This is a genomic window from Novosphingobium sp. HNCC26BN242 (genome assembly GCF_057180525.1).
Genome location: NZ_JBXUGM010000003.1, coordinates 310508 through 333779, shown reverse-complemented (window position 1 = coordinate 333779; position 23272 = coordinate 310508). Strand labels below are relative to the sequence as shown.

Below are 23272 nucleotides of genomic sequence, written 5' to 3'. Positions count from 1 at the left end.
TCGCGCACTAGCGCTAACCGTTCAACCATTGGACCAAGGCGCTCATCGGATCATCTAGAATGGCGCGCGTAGCTCCTTGCTCAATGCTCACCCCATTATGCAAAAAGCAGATGCGGTCGGCACTGCGCGCGGCGTCCTCAACATCGTGCGAGACGAAGATGATCGGCATGGTACTTGCCGCCCTGATCTCTGCCAGCAAGGCGTGAAGTGCCCGCCGCGTTGGCTGATCCACTGCTGAAAACGGCTCATCCAACAGCAAGACATGCGGATCGCGGGCAAGAGCGCGGGCAAGTGCGACGCGTTGCTGCTGGCCGCCTGAAAGTTCCGCAGGATAGCGCGTGCCCAGCCCGTCGAGATGGACCCGATCAAGCAAGGCGGCCGCGCGCGCCTCACGCTCGGCGCGAGGAAGGTCCAGCATGGACTCTGCCACATTGCCCAGCGCAGTCATGTGCGGAAACAGCGCGTAAGACTGAAACACGATCCCGACACGCCGTGCCTGCGCCGCCACATCGGTGCCCAGTTCACGGTCGAGCCACACCTGCCCATCGCAGACAATGCGGCCATGGGCGGGGCGATAGAGCCCGGCAATCGCCTTGAGAATCGTAGTCTTGCCTGCGCCTGAAGGCCCAACCAAGGCCAGCGATTCTCCGGCAGCAACGGCAATGTCCACCGAAAGCGCAATCGGCGCGTCCTGACGCAGGTGGATCGACAGGCCTTCAGCCATGCCGGTTGGTCCGCCTGCTCAGCACGAAACTGGCCGTGACTGCCACCAGTGAAATCGCCATCAGCAACGCAGCCATGCGCGCGGCCGCCGGGTTATCGAACGCCTGAACCCGATCATAGATCGACAGCGCTAGCGTGCGCGTCTCGCCCGGAATGGAGCCGCCCACCATCAGCACAACGCCAAATTCGCCCAGCGTATGCGCAAAGGCCAGGACAACGCCGGTCACAATGCCCGGCCAGGCCAGCGGCAGTTCAATCCGCCAAAGCGTACGCCAGAGCGAGTGCCCGCACGTGGCCGCAGCATCGCGCAGATCTTGCCCTATGCTCTCAAAGGCCCGCTGTGCGGGCTGGATGGCGAACGGCAGGTTGACCAGCACCGACGCTGCAAGGATGCCTTCGAAACTGAACACCAGCGAACCACCGTACAGCGCCGTCCACGCGTGGCCAGCCGCAGAATCCGGGCCCATGCCGACCAGCAGGTAAAAGCCGATGACCGTTGGCGGCAGCACCAGCGGCAAGGTCAGCAAGGCCTCGATCACGGCCCGCCCGCGCATCTGTGTGGTGGCAAGCCAACGCCCTACCAGAACTGCAACCGGCAAAAGGATGACAATCGTCAGCACGCCGAGCCACATGGACAATTGGAGGGCCTGCCAGTCCATCACCTCTCAACTCGCCTCGCCGGGCAAAGCAAAGCCATGGCGCACGAATATCCGCCGCGCAGCAGGTTGCTGGACATAGCGGTAAAAGCGTTGGGCCACTGGACTTGCAGATTTCATCAGCACCATCCGCTGCCGCAACGGCCGATGCCATGCCGCCGGGATCAACGCATAGCGGGCGCGGGCCGCAAACGCTGGGTCCAGCACCAGCGAATAGGCCACGATACCGCCCTGCGCGCCCCCGTCCGTGGCGAACTGCAGCGCTTGGGAAACATTCTCTCCGAGCACAAGCTTGCCAGCGAGCGGTTTCCACAGCCGGGCATGCTTCAACACCTCTTCAGCCCGCTTTCCATAAGGCGCGTGAGCCGGATTTGCGATGGCAAAGCGCGTGATCTGGCCTGCTTGCAGCGCCGCACGCAGACCGGCCAGATTGCCATCCACACGCAGCGGCGAACCTTTGGGCGCCACCAACGCGAGCCGCCCAATGGCATAAGGCGTCCCCCGGTCCACCGTCTTGCCCGCCTTTGCCAGAGCCAGCACATAGTCCTCATCCGCCGACAGAAACAGCTGAAACGGCGCTCCTTGCTGAAGCTGGCGGTAGAAATTGCCCGATGAGCCGAACGTCAGCGATACCTTTTGCCCGGTGTCGCGCGAGAAAGCAGCAGCAACTTCGGTCAGGGCAAGACGAAGGTCAGCGGCAGCAGCAATGTTCGGCACTGTCTGCGCCGCAGCGGGCGTAGCCAATCCCAACGCCAGGAGCAGAAACCCCAGCCGTGTTGTCAGGATTCTCAACTTCCCCGCACCCTTCCTGCGATGTATACCTCAACGCACATCGCAGGAAGGGTGCAGTCCTGTCAACGCGGTTGCACGAACGATCAGGACGGATTGGCCAAAGCGCATGACCGGAGAAAGCAAGCAACCTCTGTTGAAGCTGAAAGTGCAGGTACTGGTGGCCGAAGCGATTGCGATTGGCCCCGGCAAAGCCGATCTGCTCGGCGCAATTGAAAGCACCGGCTCGATCGCCGCTGCCGGACGGGCGCTGGGTTTAAGCTATCGCCGCACGCGCGACATGATCGATACGCTCAACACGTGCTGGCGCGAACCGCTGGTCTGCACCACCAAGGGCGGTCGCACAGGTGGCGGAGCGATGCTTACGCCTGCAGGAATGGAGGTACTGAAGCAGTATCGGATGCTCGATACAGCGCTCAATGCCACTGCGCGGGAATGCGGTGCCGCGCTCCTCGCGCTGGCCGGGCCGCGCGATCCCTGACTGTTGACCAATAGCAGTCCAGCAAGGCTCCATTCTTCATTCCGCTGTCGGTATTCCTTGTTAAATTACTCCAGCCTTGATCTGGCCAACGGCGTAATCACAGGCGCGCGCTGTCAACGCCATGTAAGTAAGCGACGGATTCTGGCAGGCAGACGAACTCATCTGCGCGCCATCGGTGACGAACAGGTTGGGCACATCGTGCGCCTGGCTCCACTTGTTCAGCACACTGGTTTTCGGATCATGCCCCATCCGCGCGCCGCCCATTTCGTGAATGGCCGATCCCCCCGCGCCGGGCCGATCAAGGCCCATGATGACCTTGCCACCTGCTGCGGTCAGCATTTCGGCGGCATCGGCTTTGGCTTGGGCCAGCGCGGCATGCTCTTCCTTGCCAAAGGCAAAGGCGATGTTGAGCAGCGGCAGGCCATTGGCATCGGTGCGGGTGCGGTCTAGCGTCAGGCGGTTGGTGCTGCGCGGCAGGCAATCGGCAAAGGCCACCAGCACCATTTTCCACATGCCGGGCTTGCGCAGCGTGCCCTTGAAGTCCTTGCCGATGCCCGCCATCCGCTTGCCCTGCGTCCATGTTGGCTGCAACGCGCCGCCCTGAAACGAGAACCCCCGCGTGTAGCCATCGCCATCCAGCACATCCATATTGCGATACCGCGCGATCACCGTGCCGGTGGGCCTGTTGCCATAAGTCGTGTGCTGTTCGAAACCGGGGAAAAGGGCCATTGATGACAGCGTGTTGGCATGGTCCATGATGTGTGTGCCCAGCACACCGCTGGAATTGCCCAGCCCCTGCGGCGCAGCCTCGGTTGCCGAATTCAGCAGGATGTGCACCGAATTGAAGGCGCCTGCATTGAGGAACACTACCCGCGCTGATGCCCGCTCCCGCGCTTTGGTCTTGGTGTTCACCCACCGCACGCCGGTGGCTTTGTGGGTCTTGGGATCATATTCCACCGCTTCCACCACGGCATCGGTCACCACTGTGAGCAGTCCAGTCTGCATGGCGGCGGGCAGAGTGCTTGATTGCGTGGAAAAATAGGCACCGTACGAACAGCCACGCGCGCAAATGGCGCGGTTCTGGCAGGCTGCGCGGCCTTGGTCGGGCTTGGCCTCGGTCAGGTTGGCTGTCCGGCCAATGGTTAGGCAGCGCTCTGGCCATTTGGCGCGGATGCGTTCACGTACGGCCTGTTCCACCACGTTGAGCGCCATCGGCGGCTGAAAGCGCCCATCGGGCAATTGCTTAAGTCCCTCTGCCGCGCCCGAAACACCGATGAATTCCTCAACCTTGTCATACCATGGGGCCAGATCGGCATAGCGGATCGGCCAATCGGTGCCATGCCCATCGCGCGCATTTGCGCCAAAGTCGTAGTCTGACCAGCGATAGGATTGCCGCCCCCATGTCAGCGACCGCCCACCCATCTGATAGCTGCGAAACCAGGTGAAATCGGTGTTCGGACCCTGCGAATAGGGATTTTCCCGGTCATTCACAAAGTGGTTTTGCGTAAACTCGGTAAAATGCCTGTTGAGCATCTGCACCGGATGCTCACGCGCATACATCGCTGCATCGCCTGATCCACGGAACGGCATATCCCATGGCGCTTTGGTCTCGGTTTCGTAGTCCTGCTGATGCGCAATATTGCGCCCGCGTTCAATCATAAGGACTTTCAGGCCCGCCCGCGTCAACTCCATCGCCGACCAGCCGCCCGTGATGCCCGACCCGACAACGATAGCATCAAACTGCATGTCAGTGCCTGCCATCACCCAAACTCCACTGCCGTCCAGTCGCTTGAAAAGGCGCGGGTTTCGGGCGTTACAGGCACGTCTGGATCAAACCGGCCGGGCACCAGTTCGTATTGCAACTCTTGCGAGCCACCTGCCTCGGAGGTGTAGTATCCAGTCAAGATCAGGCCCTTGATGCGGCTCCACGGCGCAGGTTCGCGCAGCGGCGGCCCCTGCGGGAACGCTTGTGCATCCAGTGCGGCCAGCACGCTGGCGCGCTGGGCCAGCGCAAGCTTCAGAAAGTCTCCGCCCGCCCGCTGATCCAGCGTCTGCTCCAGCCATGGCACATGCCGCAGCGAACCATCGGCGCGCAGATGCGGGCCATAGTCGCCGCCCGCCACAGGCTTGCGCGTGCCTGCCAGGCCGTGCGCCAGAGCAATCGCCACGAAATCCCCCACGCCAACATCGCCAGCGCCCGGTGTGGCGGTGCGCGGAATCACCAGCTGGCTCACTTCGCGCAGCAGCTTGCGCTGCCGCTCGGTCGGAGCCTCGTCATCGCCCAGACCGGTTAGCTGAACCGCGCCAACAGGCACACCGATGGCGAGCGCGAACAGAGCAGCGCCGCCCAGAAAATCGCGCCGCGTCCAAGCGCTCATACCGTGGCTCCGCGCGTGTCCTGCTTTGCGCCAAGCCCCGCAAAGAGGCAAACCGCAATTGCGCCCACAATCCCGATGGCCCCTGCCGCCACAAACGCGCCCTGCATCGTGCCCATGGCCTGACGCGACAGGCTGATCAGCAAGGGCGAGGTAAACTGGCCGAGGAAAAAGCAGGCCGTCCACACCCCCATCCCGCGCCCGCGATGTTCAAATGGCAGGAACGATTGCGCCCACCCGATCAGCACCGGGATGGCCATGCCTGCCCCGGTTTGCTGCACGATCATGCCGGCGGTCATCCAACGCCAGTCATGGGCATTGCCGATGAGCAAAAGCCCTATGCCAAGAAATCCGAGGAACAGGGTGATTTGTCCACAAGGCCCCATACCCCAACGTCCGGTGAGCCAGTACAGGACAGCGCCCGCAATAATGAAGAGACTGGGAATTGCGCTGAGGTTGGCGACCTCTTGCGCGCTGGTCACGCCAATTTCGCCCCAGACAATCGCGCCGTTGATGATGAACACATAATACAACGCCGATGACAGCAGGGTAACGAGACCATAAGTGGCAACCCCTTTCCACGGGAACGCAACCTGGGCTGGGGTTGAAACGGCTACCTGCTGGGGCACTGATCCGAACGGCCGGGGTTCATAGATAAATGCCCAGCTTAGCAGGCAGATTACAAATCCCATCCCGTAGATCGCAAAGGAGGCATTCCAATAGATTCCGGTCAGATAGCCGGACAGCAGTATCGTACCGCTTGCCAGAAACGGTCCGACCATGTTCTGCAACGCAAGCCAGTTGCGCCGTGGCTGCCCGTCCCAGTAATCACCGATCAGGGTATTGATGGACGTCAGCAGGATCGCTTCGGGCACACCCAGAAGCAGGCGCGACACGTAAATTGCATCGAGATCCGTCAGCATCAGCGGTGCCATGCCAACAAAACCATAAACGGCCGCAGCCGTAATCAACAGGCTGCGCCTGCCGAAGCGGTCAACAAAGTACCCGGCAAACATGGCAACAAATGCGATTGTCAAACCCGGCGCAGAGACCATTGCCGGCACTTTGGTCATCGCACCGGGATCAAGCCTGAAGTGTGCGATGATCGAAGGGACTGCAGGAAACAGCGAGACGATAGCCAAAATCGGCAAAAAGCCTGCCAGAATGATCGTCCAGCCTTGGGCAAGTCCGGGCTTGCGCGACAAGGGATCAGTTTCAATCATATCGCTCTGCACCTTTTGCATCCCCGGACTTTCCCTGCATGTGGCTTAAGCCATCTTGTGTCTTCACAATTGAGATCCGGACTTCATCCGGAGATGTTCAAGCAAAACTGATCTGCTTTTCATCATTGTTGAATGACGGGAACGGCATGTAGGAAATGCGCAATTTCTGTTGAAGCGTAAGCGTATGGTCACCTTTGGGGAAGCCGCCTGCGCAGCGCACAAAGATTGTCGCAGGTGCACCAAAGGCCCAGCGCCGATCGTAGGTGGTTTCCATTTCGTCCAGCGTCAATGGCCCAGCGCCCTCGTCAAAGCGAATGGCATCGCGTGCAAATACTTCGCCATCAATCCCGACATTGAGTTCCTCGACCATGGAAAGCCGCAAGCCGCGATAGTAGCCCAGCTTGGTTTCAAACGCGAAGCCATCGGGCGCGTCCTCCGGCCCGGTGTTGCGCACGGTTGCCGGATTGATGATGTACTTGTCGAACATTACGCAGCCTCCCTGACGCCGTGCCGCGTTTCGGCCTTTGCGATCAATCGTTCGAACATCACATGCTGGCGGCGCACCTGTTCGCGGCTGTCCACTTCGCTCACGTCCTGAATCCAACGGTTGCCTTCGTATTCGCTAGAAAGCGTGCCTTCCCATCCGCAGCCCACCAGCGCGTCGATCACTTCTTCATAGGCAATCGCTGGGTCGGTGCAGTCCTCGTTCATTTCATAGAACTTGGCCTGAATGTGATGGAAATAGGGGGCATAATCGGCCAGCCGCTTCGGGTTAGCATAAGGCGCATGGCGCAGCGTTTCAGCCATCGCCACTTCGGCCTTGTTGCCCTGCATTTTCACGGCAACTTCATAGATCGTGTACTCGGCCATGATTTTGGCCTCATGGCTATCGACGATGAACTGCGCCACTTCAGGCCGCGCACCCTGCCGTTCAAAGCGGGCGCGGAATGCGGGCGGGTAATGCTTCATGAAAATGCCCATGTCGGGCAGGATGCCAAGGTGCCTAGTACCCAGCCGGTCAGCCTCTTCGATGGTGCGCAAGATCCACGCATGTTCCAGATGCCACGGTGCATGAACTTCAACGCCCATATGGACATCCAGCTTTTCGGCAAAAGGCACACAGCGGCCAAGGATGTCGGGCCGGACGAACACCAGCACACGCATGTTCTTGATGCCCAACCGGTTGCACAGCGTCAGATCGCGCACAATGCTTTCAACCTGTTCGTGATCCGACATAAGCTGGTCTTTGCGCAGCTTCGTGTCGAGGAACATGTCATAAGCGGTGAAGTGGCAGCCGTGGCGCGCAACCATAGCCTTCCATTCATCAACCTGGGCATCTGACAGGTTGGGGAACGTCGGCATGTTCTGCTCTGGCAGAATTTCAATACCTGTTGCACCGATGGAAGCGGCAAAGGAAACACAATCCTCCACGCCCATCTGGCCCAGAAACATCTCTTCCTGAAAGGAGTAAAGGCTGACGCCCCGTTTGATCTTCGACATCGCAGGCCTTCTTCAAAAATGTCAGCCGGGCAGTTGTTGCCAACCGCCCGGCCTTAGTACCAATTTAGAAATCGAAGCCGAACGTGACACCGATCTGGCGCACGGAGTTGAAGCCGAATAGGTGGCCCAGCCCGACACGGCCCGCATTGGCTTCAGCTGGATCGATGCTGATATTGGTCGGCACGCGCTCATCAGTGCAATTGCGGCAGTATACCGAGGCACGCCAGCCGCCCTTGCCGCTCACGCCCAAGCTGGCACCCAACAATTGATGCGCGCGAAACTGCGTGCCGGGTACCTGGTTGACCGTGAACCACTGCGAGGAACGATGCGTGATATTGCCTTCAACAAAGGCATCCATCGCGCTGCCCAGCGCCCATTCATACTTGACCTGCCCATTGGCAACCAGCTCAGGAGAAACGGGCGTGCGCAACCCGCCTGCGTTGAACTGGCGCCCTGTAGGCGCAAGGCACGAAGGCGTCTGCTGACCGGGATAGCATTCCGCACCCGGGAAGTCCTCGAACGTCGAATCCAGCAAGGTGGCCGAACCTGTCAACGAAAGGCCGGTCACCGGACGGATCACGGTCAACAACTCGATACCCTTGCTGGTTGCAGCGGCAGCGTTCTGCACAAAGCTCGCCCCGGCAAGCGCATTGAACGAAGACACCTGCAGGTTCTTGAACTTCGAATGGAAGGCTGTGAGGTTGAACAACAGCTTGCCGTCCATCCAAGTGGACTTCAGGCCCAGCTCGATGTTGCGGTTCGTTTCAGGCTCGACCACCGGCGAAGCTGCCGTAGCGGGCAGGAGATCCGCAAAACCCGGCCCCTTATACCCGCGCGAATAGGTCGCATAGACCATCACATCGCGGGCGAAGTTGTATTGCGCACCAAGGCGATAGCTGAAGTCAGTGTTCGATGTGGTCGCCTTCACTTCGCGGCGCGGTCCGCCCAGCGTGACGAAGTAGAAGCTGTTGTTCTGGACCGAGTCGATTTTCAGCTTGTCGTGCGTAACGCGCGCACCGGCGATCAGCTTCAGGTTATCGACCACCTCATAGGTGAATTGGCCGAACGCTGCATAGCTCTTGCTGTCGAGCGAATAATCGCGGTCCTGCCCAAGGAAGAACACGTTGCTACGCGGGCATGCGGGCGGCGGGCCGCCGATGTTGGTCGCGCCAACGCAGAACGGAAACGGCGTGAGCAGGTTCTGCGGACGCAGACTGTTGCCGCCAAGCTGCGCCTCTACATCGGTCTGCGCGTTGAAGAAGAACAGGCCAACCTGCCCGGTAAAGCGATCCCCCGCCGGCAACGCCACGCGCAATTCGTTGGTGAACTGGCGATAGCGCGTGTCCGAATAGTTGCGATCCGCCCCGTTGTTGTTGGTATAGTCGGTGTCGAAGTTCTGCTCGCGGTCGGCAGCTTTCCACGCCACGGTATTGCTGATTTCGATGCCCGAGGACAGCTCATAGGCCAGTGTCGCCTGAACCCCGCCGCGGGTCACGTCGCGGTAGAAATCGCCATTGCCCGCAATCAGCAGGTTCTCATTGCTCGGCACGATGCCCAGCGCCGTGTTAAGCGGCACCGCTCCCGCCAGCGACGAAAGGTTGCGGTAAGGGCGGTCGAAGTACGTCGCGATGCCCTTTTCCTTGTTGTAGTCCCCGATGACATAGAGCGAAAGCGCATCGCTCAAGTTCACCAGATACTTGGCGCGCACGCCCCACTGTTCCTGGCCGAAATCGCCCTTGCCATTGCCGATGAACTTCACCACCGGATCCTGCGTCGAGAACACCGCATTCAGGCGCAGCGCTGAATTTTCGGACACCGGCACGTTGACCGTCGCCTGACCGATGAAGCCCAGTCCGTTGTTCGGCGTTGTCGGACGGTGCACACCTTCAAGCTGCACATTGCCTTCGGTCGTGCCGATCTTCGGGCGGTTCGTGACAATGTTGAGCAGGCCCGCCGAAGCGTTCTTGCCAAACAGCATGCCTTGCGGACCGCTCAGAACCTCAACGCGGGCCACGTCATAAAACGTGCCGACTGCGCCGCCCAAGATCGAGTTGGCAAGGTTCACTTCGTCCTGCTGGATGGCCACGCTTGCTTCCAGCGTCTGCTGAAAAGCCAGCGTGCCTACGCCGCGGATCGTGAAGTTGTTCTCGCCGCTCACCTGCAGGCTGGGGGCAGCCTGATTGAGCTGGCTCAGGTTGGTGACGCCAAGCGAACGCAGCGATTCAGATGTAACGGCGGTCACGCTGACCGGAACATCCTGCAGGCGCTCGGTACGGCGTTGTGCGGTGACGACGATGTCGTAATCGCGGGGCTGATCTGCCGTAGCATCTTGCTGCGCTTGCGGTTCGGCGGGCAACATCGTGGCATCGGCGGCAAATGCCGCACCGGGCATAGCTGCCCCAAGCAACAGAGTAAGTGTAAGATTGCGCATTGAAATCCTCCCTCCTGAAGACGCAACGAAGGGAACGTAGCCGTGCCGCAATTCAGCACTCCTCGATCCCGCGCTTCGTGATCGATCACCATTCCGAACAAGCGGGCCCGAACAGGCGGACTCGAACTGGTGGGATGGCCCCTCCGACGCGTCATTATTCGCGCTGACCGGTTTCCTGAGGTCCAGCGCGTTTTCAATATAGGCCCACCGCGCGTATTGTGTTAATTGTTTGATACAATGCTTAGCAAACGATTTGGATAATACCTTATGCGCTTCAAAGGTCTCGATCTGAACCTGCTCGTTGCACTTGATGTTCTGCTGGAAGAGCGCAACGTCACCCGCGCCGCAGAAAGGATGCACGTGGGCCAATCCGCCATGAGTGCAGCGCTGGCTAGGCTACGGCAGCATTTTGAAGACGATCTGCTGATCGTCTCGGGGCGCCAGATGGTTCCATCTGCCTTTGCCGCCACTTTGCAAAAGCCGGTCAAGGACGTGATCCTTCAAATCGGCAGCCTGGTTGAAACCGAACGCCAGTTCATCCCATCGCGTTCCACAAGGCATTTTACGGTGGAAATGCCTGACCATCTGCAAATGGTGGTCCTGCCGATGCTGATGCGCCAAATGTCCGCCGAAGCGCCCGGGGTCATTATGGACATTCGCCCTCCCAGCCGTGATCCATTCCCCTCGCTTGCAACCGGAGAACTGGATCTCGTCCTGACACCGGGAATCTATGCCGACCCGGAATTCGTGCACGAAGTCCTTGCCACCAACCAATTGGTTATCCTGGGCTGCAAGGAAAACCCTTGTCTGCAGCACCAGCCCGACATGGAAACCGTTTTGTCGTTACGGCAGGTCATCGTGCCTTTTGATCGGTACAGGCTGGGCCTTTTCCTTAACGAACAGCAACTGTCACTCTATTCCGGCAGAGGCCGCACCGCGCTGATTTCGCCCAATTTCGGTTGTATTCCGGCATGCCTCGTCAAGACTGAAAGGATCGCCATCCTCAACCGCAGGCTGGCCGAAGCATCCGTGCTAAGCTTTCCGCTCGTCCTCTGGGAAGTGCCGCTCGAAATGCCGACACTGGACGATATCATGATGTATCACCCACTCCGCCGTAGCGATGGTGGGCTCCTCTGGCTGCGCAATCAGTTAAAGCAAGCGGTAACAAATCTTGGTCGTGGTACGCCGGGCCGGAATTGAAAATCGCTGATTTCACAATTGTTGGCAGGGCCAAAGCCGAACGAGGCACACTAAATCCCTACCCGCCACGTCACAGCTCAACTCGCCCCAGCAATAAGTCCAAATGTGCTGAAATCAAACGCGAGATTTCGACAAAGGGGAACTCAGGGCGGGTCAGCATGATCGAAACCAGTCCATGCATCCCGGCCCACACGGTTTGTGCAGCCAGCTCTGCAGCATCCGGGTCGGCAACCACTTCCCCATAGGCACCGCGCAAAATCGAAAACGCTGCAAGCCCTGCTTCAAGCCCGCGATGCGTTCCGCTGGCCTCATCCATCGCAATATCAGCCATAAAAGCAACACGATAGGCCGCCGGTTCTTCGAGGCCGAAATCGATATAGGCGCGGCACAGTTCGCGCAGCCGCGCATGCCCCTTCATCGTCGTATCAACTTTACGCAGCCGCAGCTCCAAACTGCCAAAAGCGCGAATGCACAATTCCACCGCAATCGCATCGCGGTTGGGGAAATGGGCATAAAGCGAAGGCTGGCTGATCCCCACCGCCCTTGCGATCTGGCGCGTGGTTACTCCATCCAGACCATGCCGCAGAAACAGGTGCTGCGCCTCATCAAGGATCTGTTCGCGCCGGTCGAGCGCCTTACCCGGCATCGTACTCCGCGCCTTGTCACCTTCTTGCTCCATGGTGCCTCTTTGCGCCTTGACGATCCTTCGTCAACCTATCATTGATAGGCTATCAGCGATAGGTTTCGGAGTCGAACTGAATGTCATATCGTCAGGCCAGCCTCGGGGCGCTCGGCTTTGCGTTGCTGTTGGGGGCATGTTCAGGCGCTGATGGGCCGCAGGAAAAGCCCTTGCCTGTGGTCGAAGCAGTCTTGCCGATGAGCGGGTCTGGGCGCGCCAGCGATGGCAGCAGCTTTCCCGTCCGCGTGCTCTATGATCGCGAAGTGGCGGTATCGCTGCGGCTGGGCGGCACCCTCTCGGCGCTGCCGGTGCATCCGGGAGACCGGGTTCCGGCAGGCGCACTGCTAGTCGCAATCACGCCAACACTGCAGGCCGAAGCCGAACGCCGCGCCGCCGCCGAGGTCGATCGGCTAAGCCGCGCCGAACGCCGCACCGAAACGCTGCTGCCCGCAGGCGCAGTGTCCGAAGCGCAGCGCGAAGATACGCAAAGCGCGCTGGCCGCTGCCCGCGCCACTTTGCGCGCCGCGCGCTATGACCGCGCCTCCACCACCGCACGCATGCCCTTTGCCGGGCTGGTGCTGGCTCGCATGCACGAGGTGGGCGAGACGGTTTCCCCCGGTGAGCCCATCGTTCGGATTGCCGATCTCACCAGCCCCTTGCTGGCCCGCGCCGCCGTCACCCCTGGCATCGCCATGCGCATGCCGATAGGCACCACTGTTCAGCTCTCGCTCGCCAGCCACGGCGAAGTCACAGGGCGGCTGCTGCGCAAGGCCAGTCTAGCCGATCCAATCACCGGCACGCTCGATCTCGATTTTGCCCTTCCCTCAGGGCGCGGGTTGCTCAGCGGCTTGACCGGCAGCCTGATCATTCCAGAAGGGAACGCGAACGCCGCAGGAGGCCGCCTGACCATTCCCGCCGAAGCCTTGCTCGATGCCAATGGAAAACAGGGCCACGTCTTCGTGCTCGATCCCAAATCGTCCATCGTGCGCCGGCAGGCCGTTGGACTGCAAGGATTTTCGGGTGATCTTATCGCGGTTGAAGGGCTGGCTCCCACCGCGCGCGTCATCACCACTGGCGCAGGCTTTGTGCGGGATGGTCAGAAAGTGCGAGTAGACGCCCGATGACCTTCAACCCCGCAGCCTTCGCACTGGCGCGCTGGCAATTCACGCTTGTAGCTGCGCTCCTGCTCGCAGCGCTTGGCCTTGCCGCGCTGTACACCATTCCACGCACCGAAGATCCGCAGCTCAATCCGCCGATCTTCGTGGTCAATGCCGTCCTGCCCGGCGCCTCCCCTGCCGAGGTCGAGGAGCTGGTCACCCGGCCAGTCGAAGATGCCGTCCACCGGCTCGATGGCATCCGCGAAGTGCGCTCGCGCAGCACCGATGGCCTTTCGGTCACGCGCATCGAATTCAACTGGGGCACCGATCCTGACAGCAGCTATGACAAGATCACGCGCGAGGTATCCGCCCTGCGCGCCAGCCTGCCTGCGGGCCTGCAACGGCTCGATATCGTGCGCGGACGGCCCATCAACGTGGCGATCGTCGAAGTGGCTTTGGTCAGCGATCTTCTGCCGATGCACCGGCTGGAAAAGCTGGCCGACGGTCTGCGCGAACGGCTGGGCACGATACCGGGGATCAATGAGGCGAAGTACTGGGGTGCTGGCCGCACGGAAATGCGCGTCGCGCTCGATATGGCGCGGCTGGCCGCGCTTCGCCTGCCTCCTTCCGCCGTGACCGACGCCTTGCGTGCCGCAGGGCAGGAAAGCCCGGTCGGCGCGGTCAATGCTGGCGACCGGCGCTTCACCGTCAAGTATGGCGGCGCTTTCCGCTCTCCCGAGGCTATCACGGCGGTGCCACTTGTTGCGGGCAATGGCCGCGCCTTGCATGTGGGCGATGTGGCCACGGTGGGCTGGGCGCAGGATGAACCTGACCATATCACCCGCTTCAATGGCCAGCGTGCGCTGCTGATTACCGCCACACAGGGCAAGGATCAGGACGTCACGCGCCTGTCCGCCGCGATCTCTGCAGAGTTAGACGCCTTCGAACAGACCCTGCCCGGCGGGGTGAAACTGGTGCGCGGCTTTGACCAGTCTGAAAACGTGAAACATCGCATCGGAGGGCTGACGCGCGATTTCCTGATCGCGCTGGCGCTGGTCAGCCTTACCCTTTTGCCGCTGGGCTTGCGGGCAGCGGGCGTGGTGATGATTGCCATTCCGCTCTCACTGCTGATTGGCGTCGCCATTCTCGCAGGGCTGGGCTTTACGCTGAACCAACTGGCCATCGCCGGGTTCGTGCTGGCGCTGGGCATTCTGGTCGATGACGCCATCGTGGTGGTCGAAAACATCGCGCGCTGGCTGCGCGAAGGGGCAGACCGGACGACCGCCGTGATCAAGGGCACCGGCCAGATCGCCCCTGCCGTGCTGGGCTGCACCGCGTGCCTTGTCTTTGCCTTCGTGCCGCTGCTGGCCTTGCCCGAAGCCTCGGGCGAATTCATCCGGTCGCTCCCGGTGGCAGTCATTGCTACGGTGATGGGGTCACTCGTCGTGGCCTTCATGATCACGCCCCTTGCCGCCCGCGTGATCCTCTCGCGCCATGAACACCCTGAGGGCAACCGCCTGCTGCAGGCCGTGCAGCGTGGCATTCACCGCTTCTATGCCCCCGTCCTGCACCGCGCGCTTGATCGGCCCAAGCGCTGGATGATCGGCCTGCTGCTGCTTTGCGCATTATCCTTGCCGCTGGTCAGCGTGATAGGATCAAGCCTTTTTCCGCCCGCCGAAACCCCGCAGTTCCTCGTCCGCATCGAAATGCCCCAAGGCACCGCGCAGCGCCGCACCGATCAGGCGGTGCGCTGGGTAGAGCAAGTTATCGCCGAGCGGCCAGAAGTGCGCTGGACATCCGCGAATGTCGGCCGAGGCAACCCCCAACTTTACTACAATGTCGCGCAGCGTGAGACCGATTCTGCCTTTGGCGAAGTCGCGGTGGCGTTGGAAGCGTGGGAACCGGGCAAATCGGATGGTTTGCTGAACGATCTTCGCCGCCGCTTTGATGAATACCCCGGTGCGCGCATCAGCATCATCACGTTTGTCAACGGGCCTGAAGTTGAAGCTCCGATCGTAGTGCGAATTTCAGGGCCGGACATGCAGCGGCTGGCCACTCTTTCGGGCAAAGCCGAAGCAGCGATGGCAGCGGTCTCGGGCGTGCGTGACATCGGCAATCCCCTGCGCCAATTACGAACCGATATTCATCTGGCCGTGGATGAACCTGCAGCAGCAGCAATTGGCGTGGCTCCGGGCGCAATCAAGGATGCGGTGCGCATCGGCCTCTCAGGCATCTCAGTCGCAAGTTTTCGCGATAGCGATGGCGATGATTACAGCGTGACCGTGCGCCTGCCGAATACCGGTCGCGGAGAGCTGGCACAGCTCGGCCAGATCTTCGTCCCCACGGCAAACGGGGCGAGTGCCCCGCTTGGCGCGCTGGCAACGCCCGAACTGCGGTCCGAAGCCGCCCGGATCGACCGCTTGCGCCGCTCGCGCATGGTGACGCTCACCGCCTATACCGAACCCGGCGTACTGGTGTCAAAAGCCACGCGCGAGGTAAAGGCCAAGGTCGAAGGCGCACTCGATCTGCCGCCGGGCTATCGCATCACCTTGGGTGGCGAGGCCGAAACATCATCGCGCAGCTTTGCCGGGCTCGTGCCAGCAATTGTGATATCCTCGCTTGGCATACTTGCCGTTCTGGTGCTGGAATTCGGGCGATTCCGCACCGTGGCGGTTGTTGCGGGCATAGTGCCGTTCGGGTTCCTTGGCGCAGTTGTCGCGCTTTGGCTCACCGGCAATTCACTGTCCTTCACCGCTGCGGTCGGTCTGATCGCGTTGGTCGGGATAGAGATCAAGAACTCCATTCTGTTGGTGGACTTCACCGACCAGCTAGAACGTGATGGCTTGTCATCACGCGAAGCGGTCGAACGTGCCGGAGAGCTCCGCTTTTTGCCGGTGCTGCTCACCTCGGTCACTGCCATCGGCGGCCTCTTGCCGCTTGCAGTGGAAAACAGCGGTCTGTTCTCCCCAATGGCCATTGCCATGATCGGCGGGCTGATATCGTCAACACTGCTCGCCCGCATAGCCACGCCGGTGATGTATTTGCTGCTGGCAGGCAAGAATCCCCGCAAAACTGCTGATTGGGCAGGAGCAACCACATGAACCTGCGTCACTTGGCTCTCTTCACGCTGACTGCTGTGTTGGCAGGCTGCACTGCCGGGCCAGACTATGCCGCGCCCGAATTGCCTGTTGCACCCCTATGGCGGCGGCCGGTAGCCATCGGCACACCTGACGCCCGCCCTTGGTGGCAGGGCTTTAATGATCCGGTGCTGGACCGTTTGGAAGCCGAGGCACTTTCGGCCAATCTCTCGATCGAACAGGCGTTGGCCCGGCTGGATCAGGCTCAGGCAACAGCCTCTGCGGCAGGCGCAGCGCGTTTGCCAGCGGCAGACGCTGGCGCTTCTGGAGCCAGGGCGCAGCAATCGCTGAATGCAGGCCTTGGCCAGCTCTCGCGCTTCGTCCCCAATTTTCCACGGACCGTGGACAGCGCCAACGCAACGCTAAGCGGGTCATGGGATATCGACCTTGCCGGAGGATTGCGGCGACGGCAGGAGGCTGCGCGCGCCGGGACGGCTGAAGCCGAAGCCGGTGTAGGCGCTGCGCGGCTGGCGGTGTCTGCCGAACTGGCGCAGGCTTATTTCCGCATGCGCGTGACCGAGGCGCAAGGCCTTGCGCTGAAAACACTGGCTGCCCGCGCGCGCGAACGCCAGGCGATCATGGCCGCCCGGCTGGCCAGCGGGGCCGCTTCGCATACAGAAGCCGAGCGCACATCAGCAGCCGCCGAACAAGCTGCAGCCGCCCTTCCCCAAATCGATGCAAGGATCGAAACAGAGCGCACAAGGATTGCCATCCTGCTGGGGCGTTCACCGTCGCTACCGATTGATCTCAATGGCACGCTATATGCCGATGCGCCCGATCCGGTCGCCGGGCTGCCAGCCATCGTATTGCGCGGACGCCCCGATGTGGCCATGGCCGAGGCGCGGCTGATCTCCGCCAACGCTGCCATCGGCGCGGCCATGGCGGAATACTGGCCAAGCGTCTCGCTCAGCGCGCTGGCAGGTGTGCAGAGCAACCGCTTCGGTCAACTTTTCACCGGCGATTCCATTGCCATGCAGGGCGCGGTCGGGCTGCGCTGGCGGCTATTCGATTTTGGCCGGATCGATGCACAAGTCGCCTCTGCGCGCGGGCGCAACCGCGAAATGCTGGCTACTTACCGCGAAACCGTGTTGCGCGCGACAGGCGATGTTGAAGTGGCGCAAGCAGCACTGATCGCCGCCCGAGCCGCACTTGCCAGCACCAAGGCCGAGGTGGACCTGCGCCTGGCGGCCAGAGACCGCGACCGAGCCTCATTCCATGCAGGTGCAATAAGCAAGGAAGTTTTGTCAGCTTCGGAAAGCGCACTGGCAGAAGCGCACCTGCGCCTCGCCGAAGCGCGCGGAAATCAGGCAGCAGCGTTGGTAGACATGTCCCGCGCCCTCGGGCTGCAGACATTCTGACCGACATGCGACAATACTGCGATAGCCACCTTACGGATTTTGCGGCCAATTCTTGCGCTCAACCGTCCAGCGCGGATCGCGACACAGCCCGCAATCTGCGCCTTCAAATAGCGCCGCCGACCTGACCGATCCACGCAATTGCCATTCAAGCCAGTTCACCGCAGCCATCGCAGCCAAACCGCCATTAGGCTGGGCGAATGTGCCGCCATGGCCGACATCAAGATTCAGCATCATGGTTGGCACATGCGCAATTTTTGAAAAATCATCCATGCCGTTGGAGTAAGCGATATCGGTCTTGCCGCCTTCAAAGTAGACAACTGGCGTGTGCAGGCGTGTCAGCCAGCTTTTCGAAGTTACGGGCGAAGTGGCCGACGACGTGGTTTGGGCTGTACCACCATAAGCCGCAGATTGCGCAGCACATCCCGGCAGAGTGGCCAGAAGGCAAGAAATTGTCAGCGCGGTCAATCCGATACGCGCCTGAAATGTTTGCTTCATCGCTTACCCACCACCGGCCCGACTTGTGCCCTGCACCTTATCCATGCGCTTGTACAAGGCCAGTTTGATGTCCAGCCGGTTGCAAGTGTCTGTTTTCGAAATCTCGTTCCTTTTGAAAATTAGCATAATAGAGTTCGGAAAAATGCTTCGCAAAACCAGCGCCGCAATCGATGACTTTCAGATTTTTATTCAGATATCTAAACAATTTCAGTATTATATTCTGATGGAAGGCGATCCCCGCCGCACCATCCTTCGAGAAAAAACGCTACAAACGAACATTATTGACTTTCGTATGTATTTTTTGCGAGAGCAAACGCATGATGACTCAGTACGACATTCTCGTGGTTGGTGGCGGCATCAACGGCGTTGCGATTGCCCGCGATGCCGCAGGCCGGGATGCGCGCGTCTTGTTGGTGGAGAAGGACGATCTGGCAGCGCACACCTCGTCGGCCAGCACCAAGCTGATCCACGGCGGCTTGCGCTACCTCGAACAGTACGAATTCCGTCTCGTCGGTGAATCGTTGGCCGAGCGGGAGCGGATGATGCAGGCCGCGCCTCATCTGATCCGCCCGCTGACGTTCTTGCTACCGCATGACAAATCCATGCGCCCGCGCTGGATGATGCTGGCCGGGTTGTTCCTTTACGACCGACTGGGCGGCAAAAGCCGCCTGCCCCGTTCGCGGTCGGTCAATCTGTCGAGCGATCCGATGGGCGCACCGCTCAAGGCCGAAGTACAGCGTGGGTATGCCTATTCAGATTGCTGGGGAGATGACAGCAGGCTCGTGATCGCCAACGCCCTTGATGCTGCAGAGCGTGGCGCCACGATCATGACGCGAACCCGGCTTCAAGCTGCAGAGTCCATGGGTGGGCGATGGCAAGCGCGTTTACACCCCGCAAATGGAGTACCCTTCACCGTCAGTGCGCGGGCCATCGTCAACGCGACGGGTTCATGGGCTGCCGATTTTTCGCGCGCTTTCGCGCCCAAAAGCGCGGGTGGATCTTTGCGCATGATCAAGGGCAGCCACCTTGTCACGCGCAAGCTTTATGAGGGCGATCATGCGTTTCTGCTGCAAAACCATGATGGCCGCGTGATCTTCACTATCCCTTACGAAAGCAACTTCACGCTGATCGGCACGACCGATGTTGACTGGACTGGTTCGCCGGAAAAGGCGAAGGTTGCTCAGGCCGAGATCGATTATCTGTGCAAAGCCGTGTCAGACTGGTTCCGCAGCCCGCTTACATCGCACGATGTGGTGTCAGCCTATGCCGGAGTCAGACCGCTTTATGACGATGAATCCGATAATCCTTCAAAAATTAGCCGTGACTATGTGCTGAAATACGACAAGCAGAGCGGTGCGCCCTTCCTTTCGATCTTTGGCGGCAAGATCACCACGCACCGTGCTTTGGGGGAGCGCGCTGCGAACATGCTGCAGGCTGATCTGTCACACATGGGGCGTGAATGGACAGCCACGGCACCACTGCCCGGCGGCGATGCAGGGCCGCGCGGCCTCGCTGGAATTCTGGATGACATCGCAGTTGAAGCGCCATTCCTCGATCCTGCCACGATCAAACGGCTCGGCCAAAGCTATGGCACACGCTTCCGGCGCATCCTGAACGGTGCACACTCAAAGGCCGATTTGGGGCGCGATTTCGGTGGCGGACTTAGCCAGGCCGAAGTCGATTACCTGATGCGCGAAGAATGGGCTGTGACCGCGCAAGACATCCTGTGGCGGCGATCAAAGCTGGGCCTGCACATTCCTGCAGTCCGCCACGCCGAACTTGAAAACTACATTACCAAAAAATCATGCGTGACGGCACAAGTCTAACAATAACAATAGTATGGAGGGGGTCATTGGCTCGAAAAAGGCCTTTATTGGTGAACTGATTTCGGAATGCATTGGTTTACTGATCATCATCCTTATCGGTGAAAGCGCAGCGTCCATGCTGCTGCTTTATGACTCTAGCCCTTATCAGAACGCCTATTGGGGCGTTGGCATCACTTGGGGCCTTGCGGTGACTATCGCAATCTATGTAACCGGCGCGGTATAGGGAACACACGCAAATCCCGCTGTCATGCTGGCCCTTGCGGTTTATCGCCAGTTTCCGGTTCGCAAAGTGTTACCGTTCTGGGCAGCACAAGTGCTTGGCGCGTTTCTGCGCGGGGCCATCGTCTATATAGTTTTCACACCCATCATCGACAATTTCAACACGCTACATGGCCTGACCCGTGAACAGGGCGGAGCCGCAGGTGTATTCTTTACCTCGCCAGGTGCGGGCATCACCCCGATCCGCGCTTTCTTCAACGAAATCGTGTTGACCTCAATTCTGGTGCTCGGCATTTTCGCGATTACCGAGGAATACAACACACAGGCGCCACAAGCCAATTCCAGCGCGCTGATTATCGGCCTGCTTGTGGCCATGATTGGCGGCGGCGCAGGTTATCTGGAAGGTTGGCCTATTAACCCTGCGCGCGATTTCGGTCCGCACCTGTTTGCCTTCCTTGCCGGGTGGGGTCCATCAGCCTTCCCGGCAGCAGGCAATTACTGGTGGGTGCCGGTGGCCGGGCCGTTCTGCGGAGGGCTGGTTGGCGCTTCGATCTATCAATGGCTTATCCGCCCTTTCCTGCCCGCCCGCCACGCCGCACCTGCGGGGCTCGATTCCGCCGTGTGAGCCTCACATTGCTGCTGCTGATGGCGGTGCACAGCCGCCAATGAACCGCTACAACCGCACTTCTCAGACAGGATAGGACCCGCCATGTTCACTGCACCCTTTATCCTTGCCATTGATCAGGGCACCACATCCACACGCTGCATTGTCTTTGATGCAAAGGCACGCATCGTATCTGTGGCACAGCGTGAATTTGCGCAACATTATCCGCACCTTGGCTGGGTGGAGCACGATCCTGAAGATATCTGGAACGACACCGTTACTGTAATGCGCGAAGCCGTGGCCCACGCGGGCGTTGCGGTGCAGGATATCGCTGGGATCGGCATAACCAACCAGCGCGAAACGGTTGTGGTATGGGAGCGCGCAACGGGAAAACCGATCTATAATGCAATCGTCTGGCAAGACCGCCGCACGGCCGATGTGTGTGCCCGGCTGAAGCAATCCGGTGCCGAAGCCGAAGTCACCGCGCGCACGGGGCTGCTGCTTGATCCCTATTTCTCGGCCACAAAGCTTGCGTGGATTCTCGATCATGTCGATGGCGCGCGGGCAAAAGCGGATGCAGGCGATCTGGCTTTTGGCACAATCGACAGCTTTCTGCTCTCAAGGCTGACGCAAGGCAAAGTCCACGCCACCGATCCGACCAATGCCGGACGCACCGCGTTGTTCAACATCGTGGAACAGCAGTGGGACGCTACGCTGCTGCAGTTGTTTGATGTTCCAGCCAGCGTTCTGCCACAAGTGCATGACAATGCACATATATTCGGCATGATGGAGGCAAGCATCCTGGGCCGGGAGATCCCGATTGCCGGGATGGCAGGCGATCAGCAGGCCGCGCTTTTCGGCCAAGGCTGCTTCCATCCTGGCATGACCAAATCGACGTATGGCACCGGCTGCTTTGCCCTGATGAACATCGGCACAGCGCCGGTCATGTCACGCAACCGGCTGTTGACTACCCCTGCCTATCGCTTGAACGGCGTTACCACTTATGCACTCGAAGGGTCCATTTTCGTGGCAGGTGCGGCGGTAAAATGGCTGCGCGATGGCCTGCGTATCATCATCCACGCTTCCGAAACGCACGACATGGCGACACGCGTTTCTGATAGCCATGGTGTCTACATGGTGCCGGCCTTCGTCGGCATGGGCGCGCCGCATTGGGACCCGGAAGCACGCGGGCTGATCTGCGGGTTGACGCTGGATGTTACCGCGGCCCATCTGGCGCGGGCAGCACTGGAAGCAGTCGCCTATCAGACTCTGGACCTTGTCGATGCTATGCGTGCCGACATTGGCCCTGCGACATGTGCCTTGCGGGTGGATGGAGGCATGGCCGCCAACGATTGGCTTTGTCAGTTCCTGGCCGATGTCATGACAGCACCCGTCGAACGGCCCGGCATTGTCGAGACAACCGCGCTAGGCGCAGCATCACTGGCAGGGCTTGCCACCGGCGTGTGGGACGGGCTCTCCGCGCTAGAAGAGATCTGGGCACTTGAGCGGCGATTTGAACCCGTAATGGCTGGCGCTGATCGGGAAAAGATGGTCGCAGGGTGGCGCAAGGCGGTGGCGCAGGCACTGTACAAACACCCGGTCTGACCCCAACCCTGCCAGTTTCCCTGCCCCTGCTCTACTCTCCGAACCAACGTTCGGGGAGCATTTTCGCTTGAGAGCCTCACGCTTCCTAATAGAGACAAACGAAATTCGTTTAGTTCGTTTTTGATTGACAGACCATTGACCAACGCCAATTCCTTTTTCGTGGCACCTCCGGGCAGCAATGCCCGATCGGTCATCGTAGACTGCTGGTTTGGCGGTCAAGCGCTTGGCAATACCTGGACGGATCGGGGCTCGTCCGAAAACTACGTCATCCACCTTGGTCTCAATGCAAAGCTTTGGGCCGATTGGCAGGCGACCGTCACCGGCACCTGTGGCCGGAACGAGGATCTGGCCTATCAGGTGCGGATCAACGCCTTTTCGCCGCAAGTTGCCGCGGCGCTCGCCAGCACGAACCCCGCCGCTGCCCTCAACCTGTTCGGGCCGAACAGTCTTGCCGTGCTGCAATCGATCAACAACGATCTGTTTGCAGCCTCTGGCATCAGCAAGCAATTCGTGGGCGAAGTGAAGCTGGACGGCTCTGTCATCACCCTTCCCGGCGGTGACGTGCGTATGGCCGTCGGCTATCAGCGGCAGACCGACAAGGTAACCAACGGGCTGATGCTTGGCACTCCAGACAATTCGTTCGCGGCATTCGGAGGCCTCAAAAACCTTTCGCGGGATTCTGACGCATTTTATAGCGAACTACTGCTTCCCATCATTGGCGAGGGCAATACCATGCCCGGCGTGGAAAAGCTGGAAATCGACCTTGGTATCCGCACCACCAAGATTTCAGTGGTGAGCCGTTCCACCAATCCCAAGGTTGGCGTGAACTGGTTAGTGGCAGCTATGGCCGCTCGTTCCGCGCGCCGGGTCTGAC

The 23272-nt window shown here is 60.3% G+C and carries 20 protein-coding genes and 1 pseudogene; 10 read left to right on the top strand and 11 right to left on the bottom strand.

Annotated elements, in window-relative coordinates:
* Positions 1-13 precede the first annotated feature (13 nt).
* Genes AC2A1F_RS13710 through modA form a run of 3 tightly spaced genes read right to left on the bottom strand, consistent with a single transcriptional unit; the run spans position 14 to position 2171 of the window.
* A complete protein-coding gene (locus tag AC2A1F_RS13710) occupies positions 14-724 on the bottom strand; it encodes an ABC transporter ATP-binding protein (protein ID WP_484209325.1) in 711 nt (236 codons plus the stop codon).
* On the bottom strand, positions 717-1382 hold the full coding sequence (modB, locus tag AC2A1F_RS13705; RefSeq protein WP_484209324.1) for a molybdate ABC transporter permease subunit: 666 nt from the start codon (positions 1380-1382) through the stop codon (positions 717-719). The genes AC2A1F_RS13710 and modB overlap by 8 nt, the downstream gene beginning before the upstream one ends.
* Positions 1383-1388: 6 nt before the next feature.
* The gene (gene modA, locus AC2A1F_RS13700) at positions 1389-2171 is read right to left on the bottom strand and encodes a molybdate ABC transporter substrate-binding protein (protein WP_484209323.1); all 783 of its coding nucleotides are present in this window, start codon (positions 2169-2171) and stop codon (positions 1389-1391) included.
* Between the two features lie 106 nt (positions 2172-2277).
* Between modA and AC2A1F_RS13695 the strand changes: the two genes are divergently transcribed.
* Positions 2278-2649, top strand: coding sequence for a winged helix-turn-helix domain-containing protein (locus AC2A1F_RS13695; RefSeq protein WP_484209322.1), 372 nt, complete (start codon positions 2278-2280; stop codon positions 2647-2649).
* A 60-nt stretch (positions 2650-2709) separates the two neighbouring features.
* Here the strand turns inward: AC2A1F_RS13695 and AC2A1F_RS13690 are convergent, their stop codons facing one another.
* The 6 genes from AC2A1F_RS13690 to AC2A1F_RS13665 form a co-directional block, all read right to left on the bottom strand.
* Positions 2710-4395, bottom strand: a complete 1686-nt coding sequence (locus AC2A1F_RS13690) for a GMC oxidoreductase (protein WP_484209596.1) — start codon at positions 4393-4395, stop codon at positions 2710-2712.
* 14 nt (positions 4396-4409) lie between these two features.
* Positions 4410-5027 (bottom strand): gluconate 2-dehydrogenase subunit 3 family protein, encoded by a 618-nt coding sequence (locus AC2A1F_RS13685; RefSeq protein WP_484209321.1) that lies wholly within the window; start codon positions 5025-5027, stop codon positions 4410-4412.
* Positions 5024-6247, bottom strand: a complete 1224-nt coding sequence (locus tag AC2A1F_RS13680; RefSeq protein WP_484209320.1) for an MFS transporter — start codon at positions 6245-6247, stop codon at positions 5024-5026. Before AC2A1F_RS13680 ends, AC2A1F_RS13685 begins: the two co-directional genes overlap by 4 nt.
* A 97-nt stretch (positions 6248-6344) precedes the next feature.
* Positions 6345-6734, bottom strand: a complete 390-nt coding sequence (locus AC2A1F_RS13675; protein WP_484209319.1) for a C-glycoside deglycosidase beta subunit domain-containing protein — start codon at positions 6732-6734, stop codon at positions 6345-6347.
* The gene (locus tag AC2A1F_RS13670; protein ID WP_484209318.1) at positions 6734-7747 is read right to left on the bottom strand and encodes a sugar phosphate isomerase/epimerase family protein; all 1014 of its coding nucleotides are present in this window, start codon (positions 7745-7747) and stop codon (positions 6734-6736) included. The genes AC2A1F_RS13675 and AC2A1F_RS13670 overlap by 1 nt, the downstream gene beginning before the upstream one ends.
* Before the next feature lie 64 nt (positions 7748-7811).
* Entirely contained in the window at positions 7812-10178 is a 2367-nt protein-coding gene (locus AC2A1F_RS13665) for a TonB-dependent receptor (RefSeq protein WP_484209317.1), read from the bottom strand.
* 267 nt (positions 10179-10445) lie between these two features.
* Here AC2A1F_RS13665 and AC2A1F_RS13660 point away from each other — a divergent pair, with 267 nt between their 5' ends.
* The gene (locus tag AC2A1F_RS13660) at positions 10446-11378 is read left to right on the top strand and encodes a LysR family transcriptional regulator (RefSeq protein WP_484209316.1); all 933 of its coding nucleotides are present in this window, start codon (positions 10446-10448) and stop codon (positions 11376-11378) included.
* Between the two features lie 70 nt (positions 11379-11448).
* On the opposite strand, the gene AC2A1F_RS13655 is transcribed toward AC2A1F_RS13660, so the two are convergent.
* Positions 11449-12057 carry a TetR/AcrR family transcriptional regulator gene (locus AC2A1F_RS13655; protein WP_484209315.1) on the bottom strand — a complete coding sequence of 203 codons (609 nt, stop codon included), beginning with the start codon at positions 12055-12057 and terminating at the stop codon, positions 11449-11451.
* An 80-nt stretch (positions 12058-12137) separates the two neighbouring features.
* On the opposite strand from AC2A1F_RS13655, the gene AC2A1F_RS13650 reads away from it, so the two are divergent.
* Genes AC2A1F_RS13650 through AC2A1F_RS13640 form a run of 3 tightly spaced genes read left to right on the top strand, consistent with a single transcriptional unit; the run spans position 12138 to position 17649 of the window.
* Positions 12138-13181 (top strand): efflux RND transporter periplasmic adaptor subunit, encoded by a 1044-nt coding sequence (locus tag AC2A1F_RS13650; RefSeq protein ID WP_484209314.1) that lies wholly within the window; start codon positions 12138-12140, stop codon positions 13179-13181.
* Positions 13178-16255 (top strand): efflux RND transporter permease subunit, encoded by a 3078-nt coding sequence (locus AC2A1F_RS13645; protein ID WP_484209313.1) that lies wholly within the window; start codon positions 13178-13180, stop codon positions 16253-16255. Before AC2A1F_RS13650 ends, AC2A1F_RS13645 begins: the two co-directional genes overlap by 4 nt.
* Positions 16252-17649 carry an efflux transporter outer membrane subunit gene (locus AC2A1F_RS13640; RefSeq protein WP_484209312.1) on the top strand — a complete coding sequence of 466 codons (1398 nt, stop codon included), beginning with the start codon at positions 16252-16254 and terminating at the stop codon, positions 17647-17649. The genes AC2A1F_RS13645 and AC2A1F_RS13640 overlap by 4 nt, the downstream gene beginning before the upstream one ends.
* 30 nt (positions 17650-17679) lie before the next feature.
* Here the strand turns inward: AC2A1F_RS13640 and AC2A1F_RS13635 are convergent, their stop codons facing one another.
* Positions 17680-18144 (bottom strand): hypothetical protein, encoded by a 465-nt coding sequence (locus AC2A1F_RS13635; RefSeq protein ID WP_484209311.1) that lies wholly within the window; start codon positions 18142-18144, stop codon positions 17680-17682.
* A 317-nt stretch (positions 18145-18461) separates the two neighbouring features.
* Here AC2A1F_RS13635 and glpD point away from each other — a divergent pair, with 317 nt between their 5' ends.
* From glpD to AC2A1F_RS13610, 5 genes and pseudogenes are all read left to right on the top strand, one after another.
* Positions 18462-19970 (top strand): glycerol-3-phosphate dehydrogenase, encoded by a 1509-nt coding sequence (glpD, locus tag AC2A1F_RS13630; RefSeq protein WP_484209310.1) that lies wholly within the window; start codon positions 18462-18464, stop codon positions 19968-19970.
* A gap of 13 nt (positions 19971-19983) precedes the next feature.
* Complete coding sequence (locus AC2A1F_RS13625; RefSeq protein ID WP_484209309.1) at positions 19984-20193, top strand: hypothetical protein; 210 nt, start codon at positions 19984-19986, stop codon at positions 20191-20193.
* Positions 20194-20205: 12 nt separating this feature from the next.
* Positions 20206-20814: pseudogene (locus tag AC2A1F_RS13620) on the top strand (MIP/aquaporin family protein); the annotation flags it as partial.
* Positions 20815-20898: 84 nt separating this feature from the next.
* Positions 20899-22398 (top strand): glycerol kinase GlpK, encoded by a 1500-nt coding sequence (gene glpK / locus AC2A1F_RS13615; RefSeq protein ID WP_484209308.1) that lies wholly within the window; start codon positions 20899-20901, stop codon positions 22396-22398.
* A 159-nt stretch (positions 22399-22557) separates the two neighbouring features.
* A complete protein-coding gene (locus tag AC2A1F_RS13610; RefSeq protein WP_484209307.1) occupies positions 22558-23271 on the top strand; it encodes a hypothetical protein in 714 nt (237 codons plus the stop codon).
* Position 23272: the final 1 nt, after the last annotated feature.

Bases quoted from the DNA above. Each gene is read 5' to 3' on its own strand.
- AC2A1F_RS13710 (WP_484209325.1), bottom strand. From the start codon at position 724: ATGGCTGAAGGCCTGTCGATCCACCTGCGTCAGGACGCGCCGATTGCG.
- modB (WP_484209324.1), bottom strand. From the start codon at position 1,382: ATGGACTGGCAGGCCCTCCAATTGTCCATGTGGCTCGGCGTGCTGACG.
- AC2A1F_RS13695 (WP_484209322.1), top strand. From the start codon at position 2,278: ATGACCGGAGAAAGCAAGCAACCTCTGTTGAAGCTGAAAGTGCAGGTA.
- AC2A1F_RS13690 (WP_484209596.1), bottom strand. From the start codon at position 4,395: ATGCAGTTTGATGCTATCGTTGTCGGGTCGGGCATCACGGGCGGCTGG.
- AC2A1F_RS13685 (WP_484209321.1), bottom strand. From the start codon at position 5,027: ATGAGCGCTTGGACGCGGCGCGATTTTCTGGGCGGCGCTGCTCTGTTC.
- AC2A1F_RS13680 (WP_484209320.1), bottom strand. From the start codon at position 6,247: ATGATTGAAACTGATCCCTTGTCGCGCAAGCCCGGACTTGCCCAAGGC.
- AC2A1F_RS13675 (WP_484209319.1), bottom strand. From the start codon at position 6,734: ATGTTCGACAAGTACATCATCAATCCGGCAACCGTGCGCAACACCGGG.
- AC2A1F_RS13670 (WP_484209318.1), bottom strand. From the start codon at position 7,747: ATGTCGAAGATCAAACGGGGCGTCAGCCTTTACTCCTTTCAGGAAGAG.
- AC2A1F_RS13665 (WP_484209317.1), bottom strand. From the start codon at position 10,178: ATGCGCAATCTTACACTTACTCTGTTGCTTGGGGCAGCTATGCCCGGT.
- AC2A1F_RS13660 (WP_484209316.1), top strand. From the start codon at position 10,446: ATGCGCTTCAAAGGTCTCGATCTGAACCTGCTCGTTGCACTTGATGTT.
- AC2A1F_RS13655 (WP_484209315.1), bottom strand. From the start codon at position 12,057: ATGGAGCAAGAAGGTGACAAGGCGCGGAGTACGATGCCGGGTAAGGCG.
- AC2A1F_RS13650 (WP_484209314.1), top strand. From the start codon at position 12,138: ATGTCATATCGTCAGGCCAGCCTCGGGGCGCTCGGCTTTGCGTTGCTG.
- AC2A1F_RS13645 (WP_484209313.1), top strand. From the start codon at position 13,178: ATGACCTTCAACCCCGCAGCCTTCGCACTGGCGCGCTGGCAATTCACG.
- AC2A1F_RS13640 (WP_484209312.1), top strand. From the start codon at position 16,252: ATGAACCTGCGTCACTTGGCTCTCTTCACGCTGACTGCTGTGTTGGCA.
- AC2A1F_RS13635 (WP_484209311.1), bottom strand. From the start codon at position 18,144: ATGAAGCAAACATTTCAGGCGCGTATCGGATTGACCGCGCTGACAATT.
- glpD (WP_484209310.1), top strand. From the start codon at position 18,462: ATGATGACTCAGTACGACATTCTCGTGGTTGGTGGCGGCATCAACGGC.
- AC2A1F_RS13625 (WP_484209309.1), top strand. From the start codon at position 19,984: ATGGAGGGGGTCATTGGCTCGAAAAAGGCCTTTATTGGTGAACTGATT.
- glpK (WP_484209308.1), top strand. From the start codon at position 20,899: ATGTTCACTGCACCCTTTATCCTTGCCATTGATCAGGGCACCACATCC.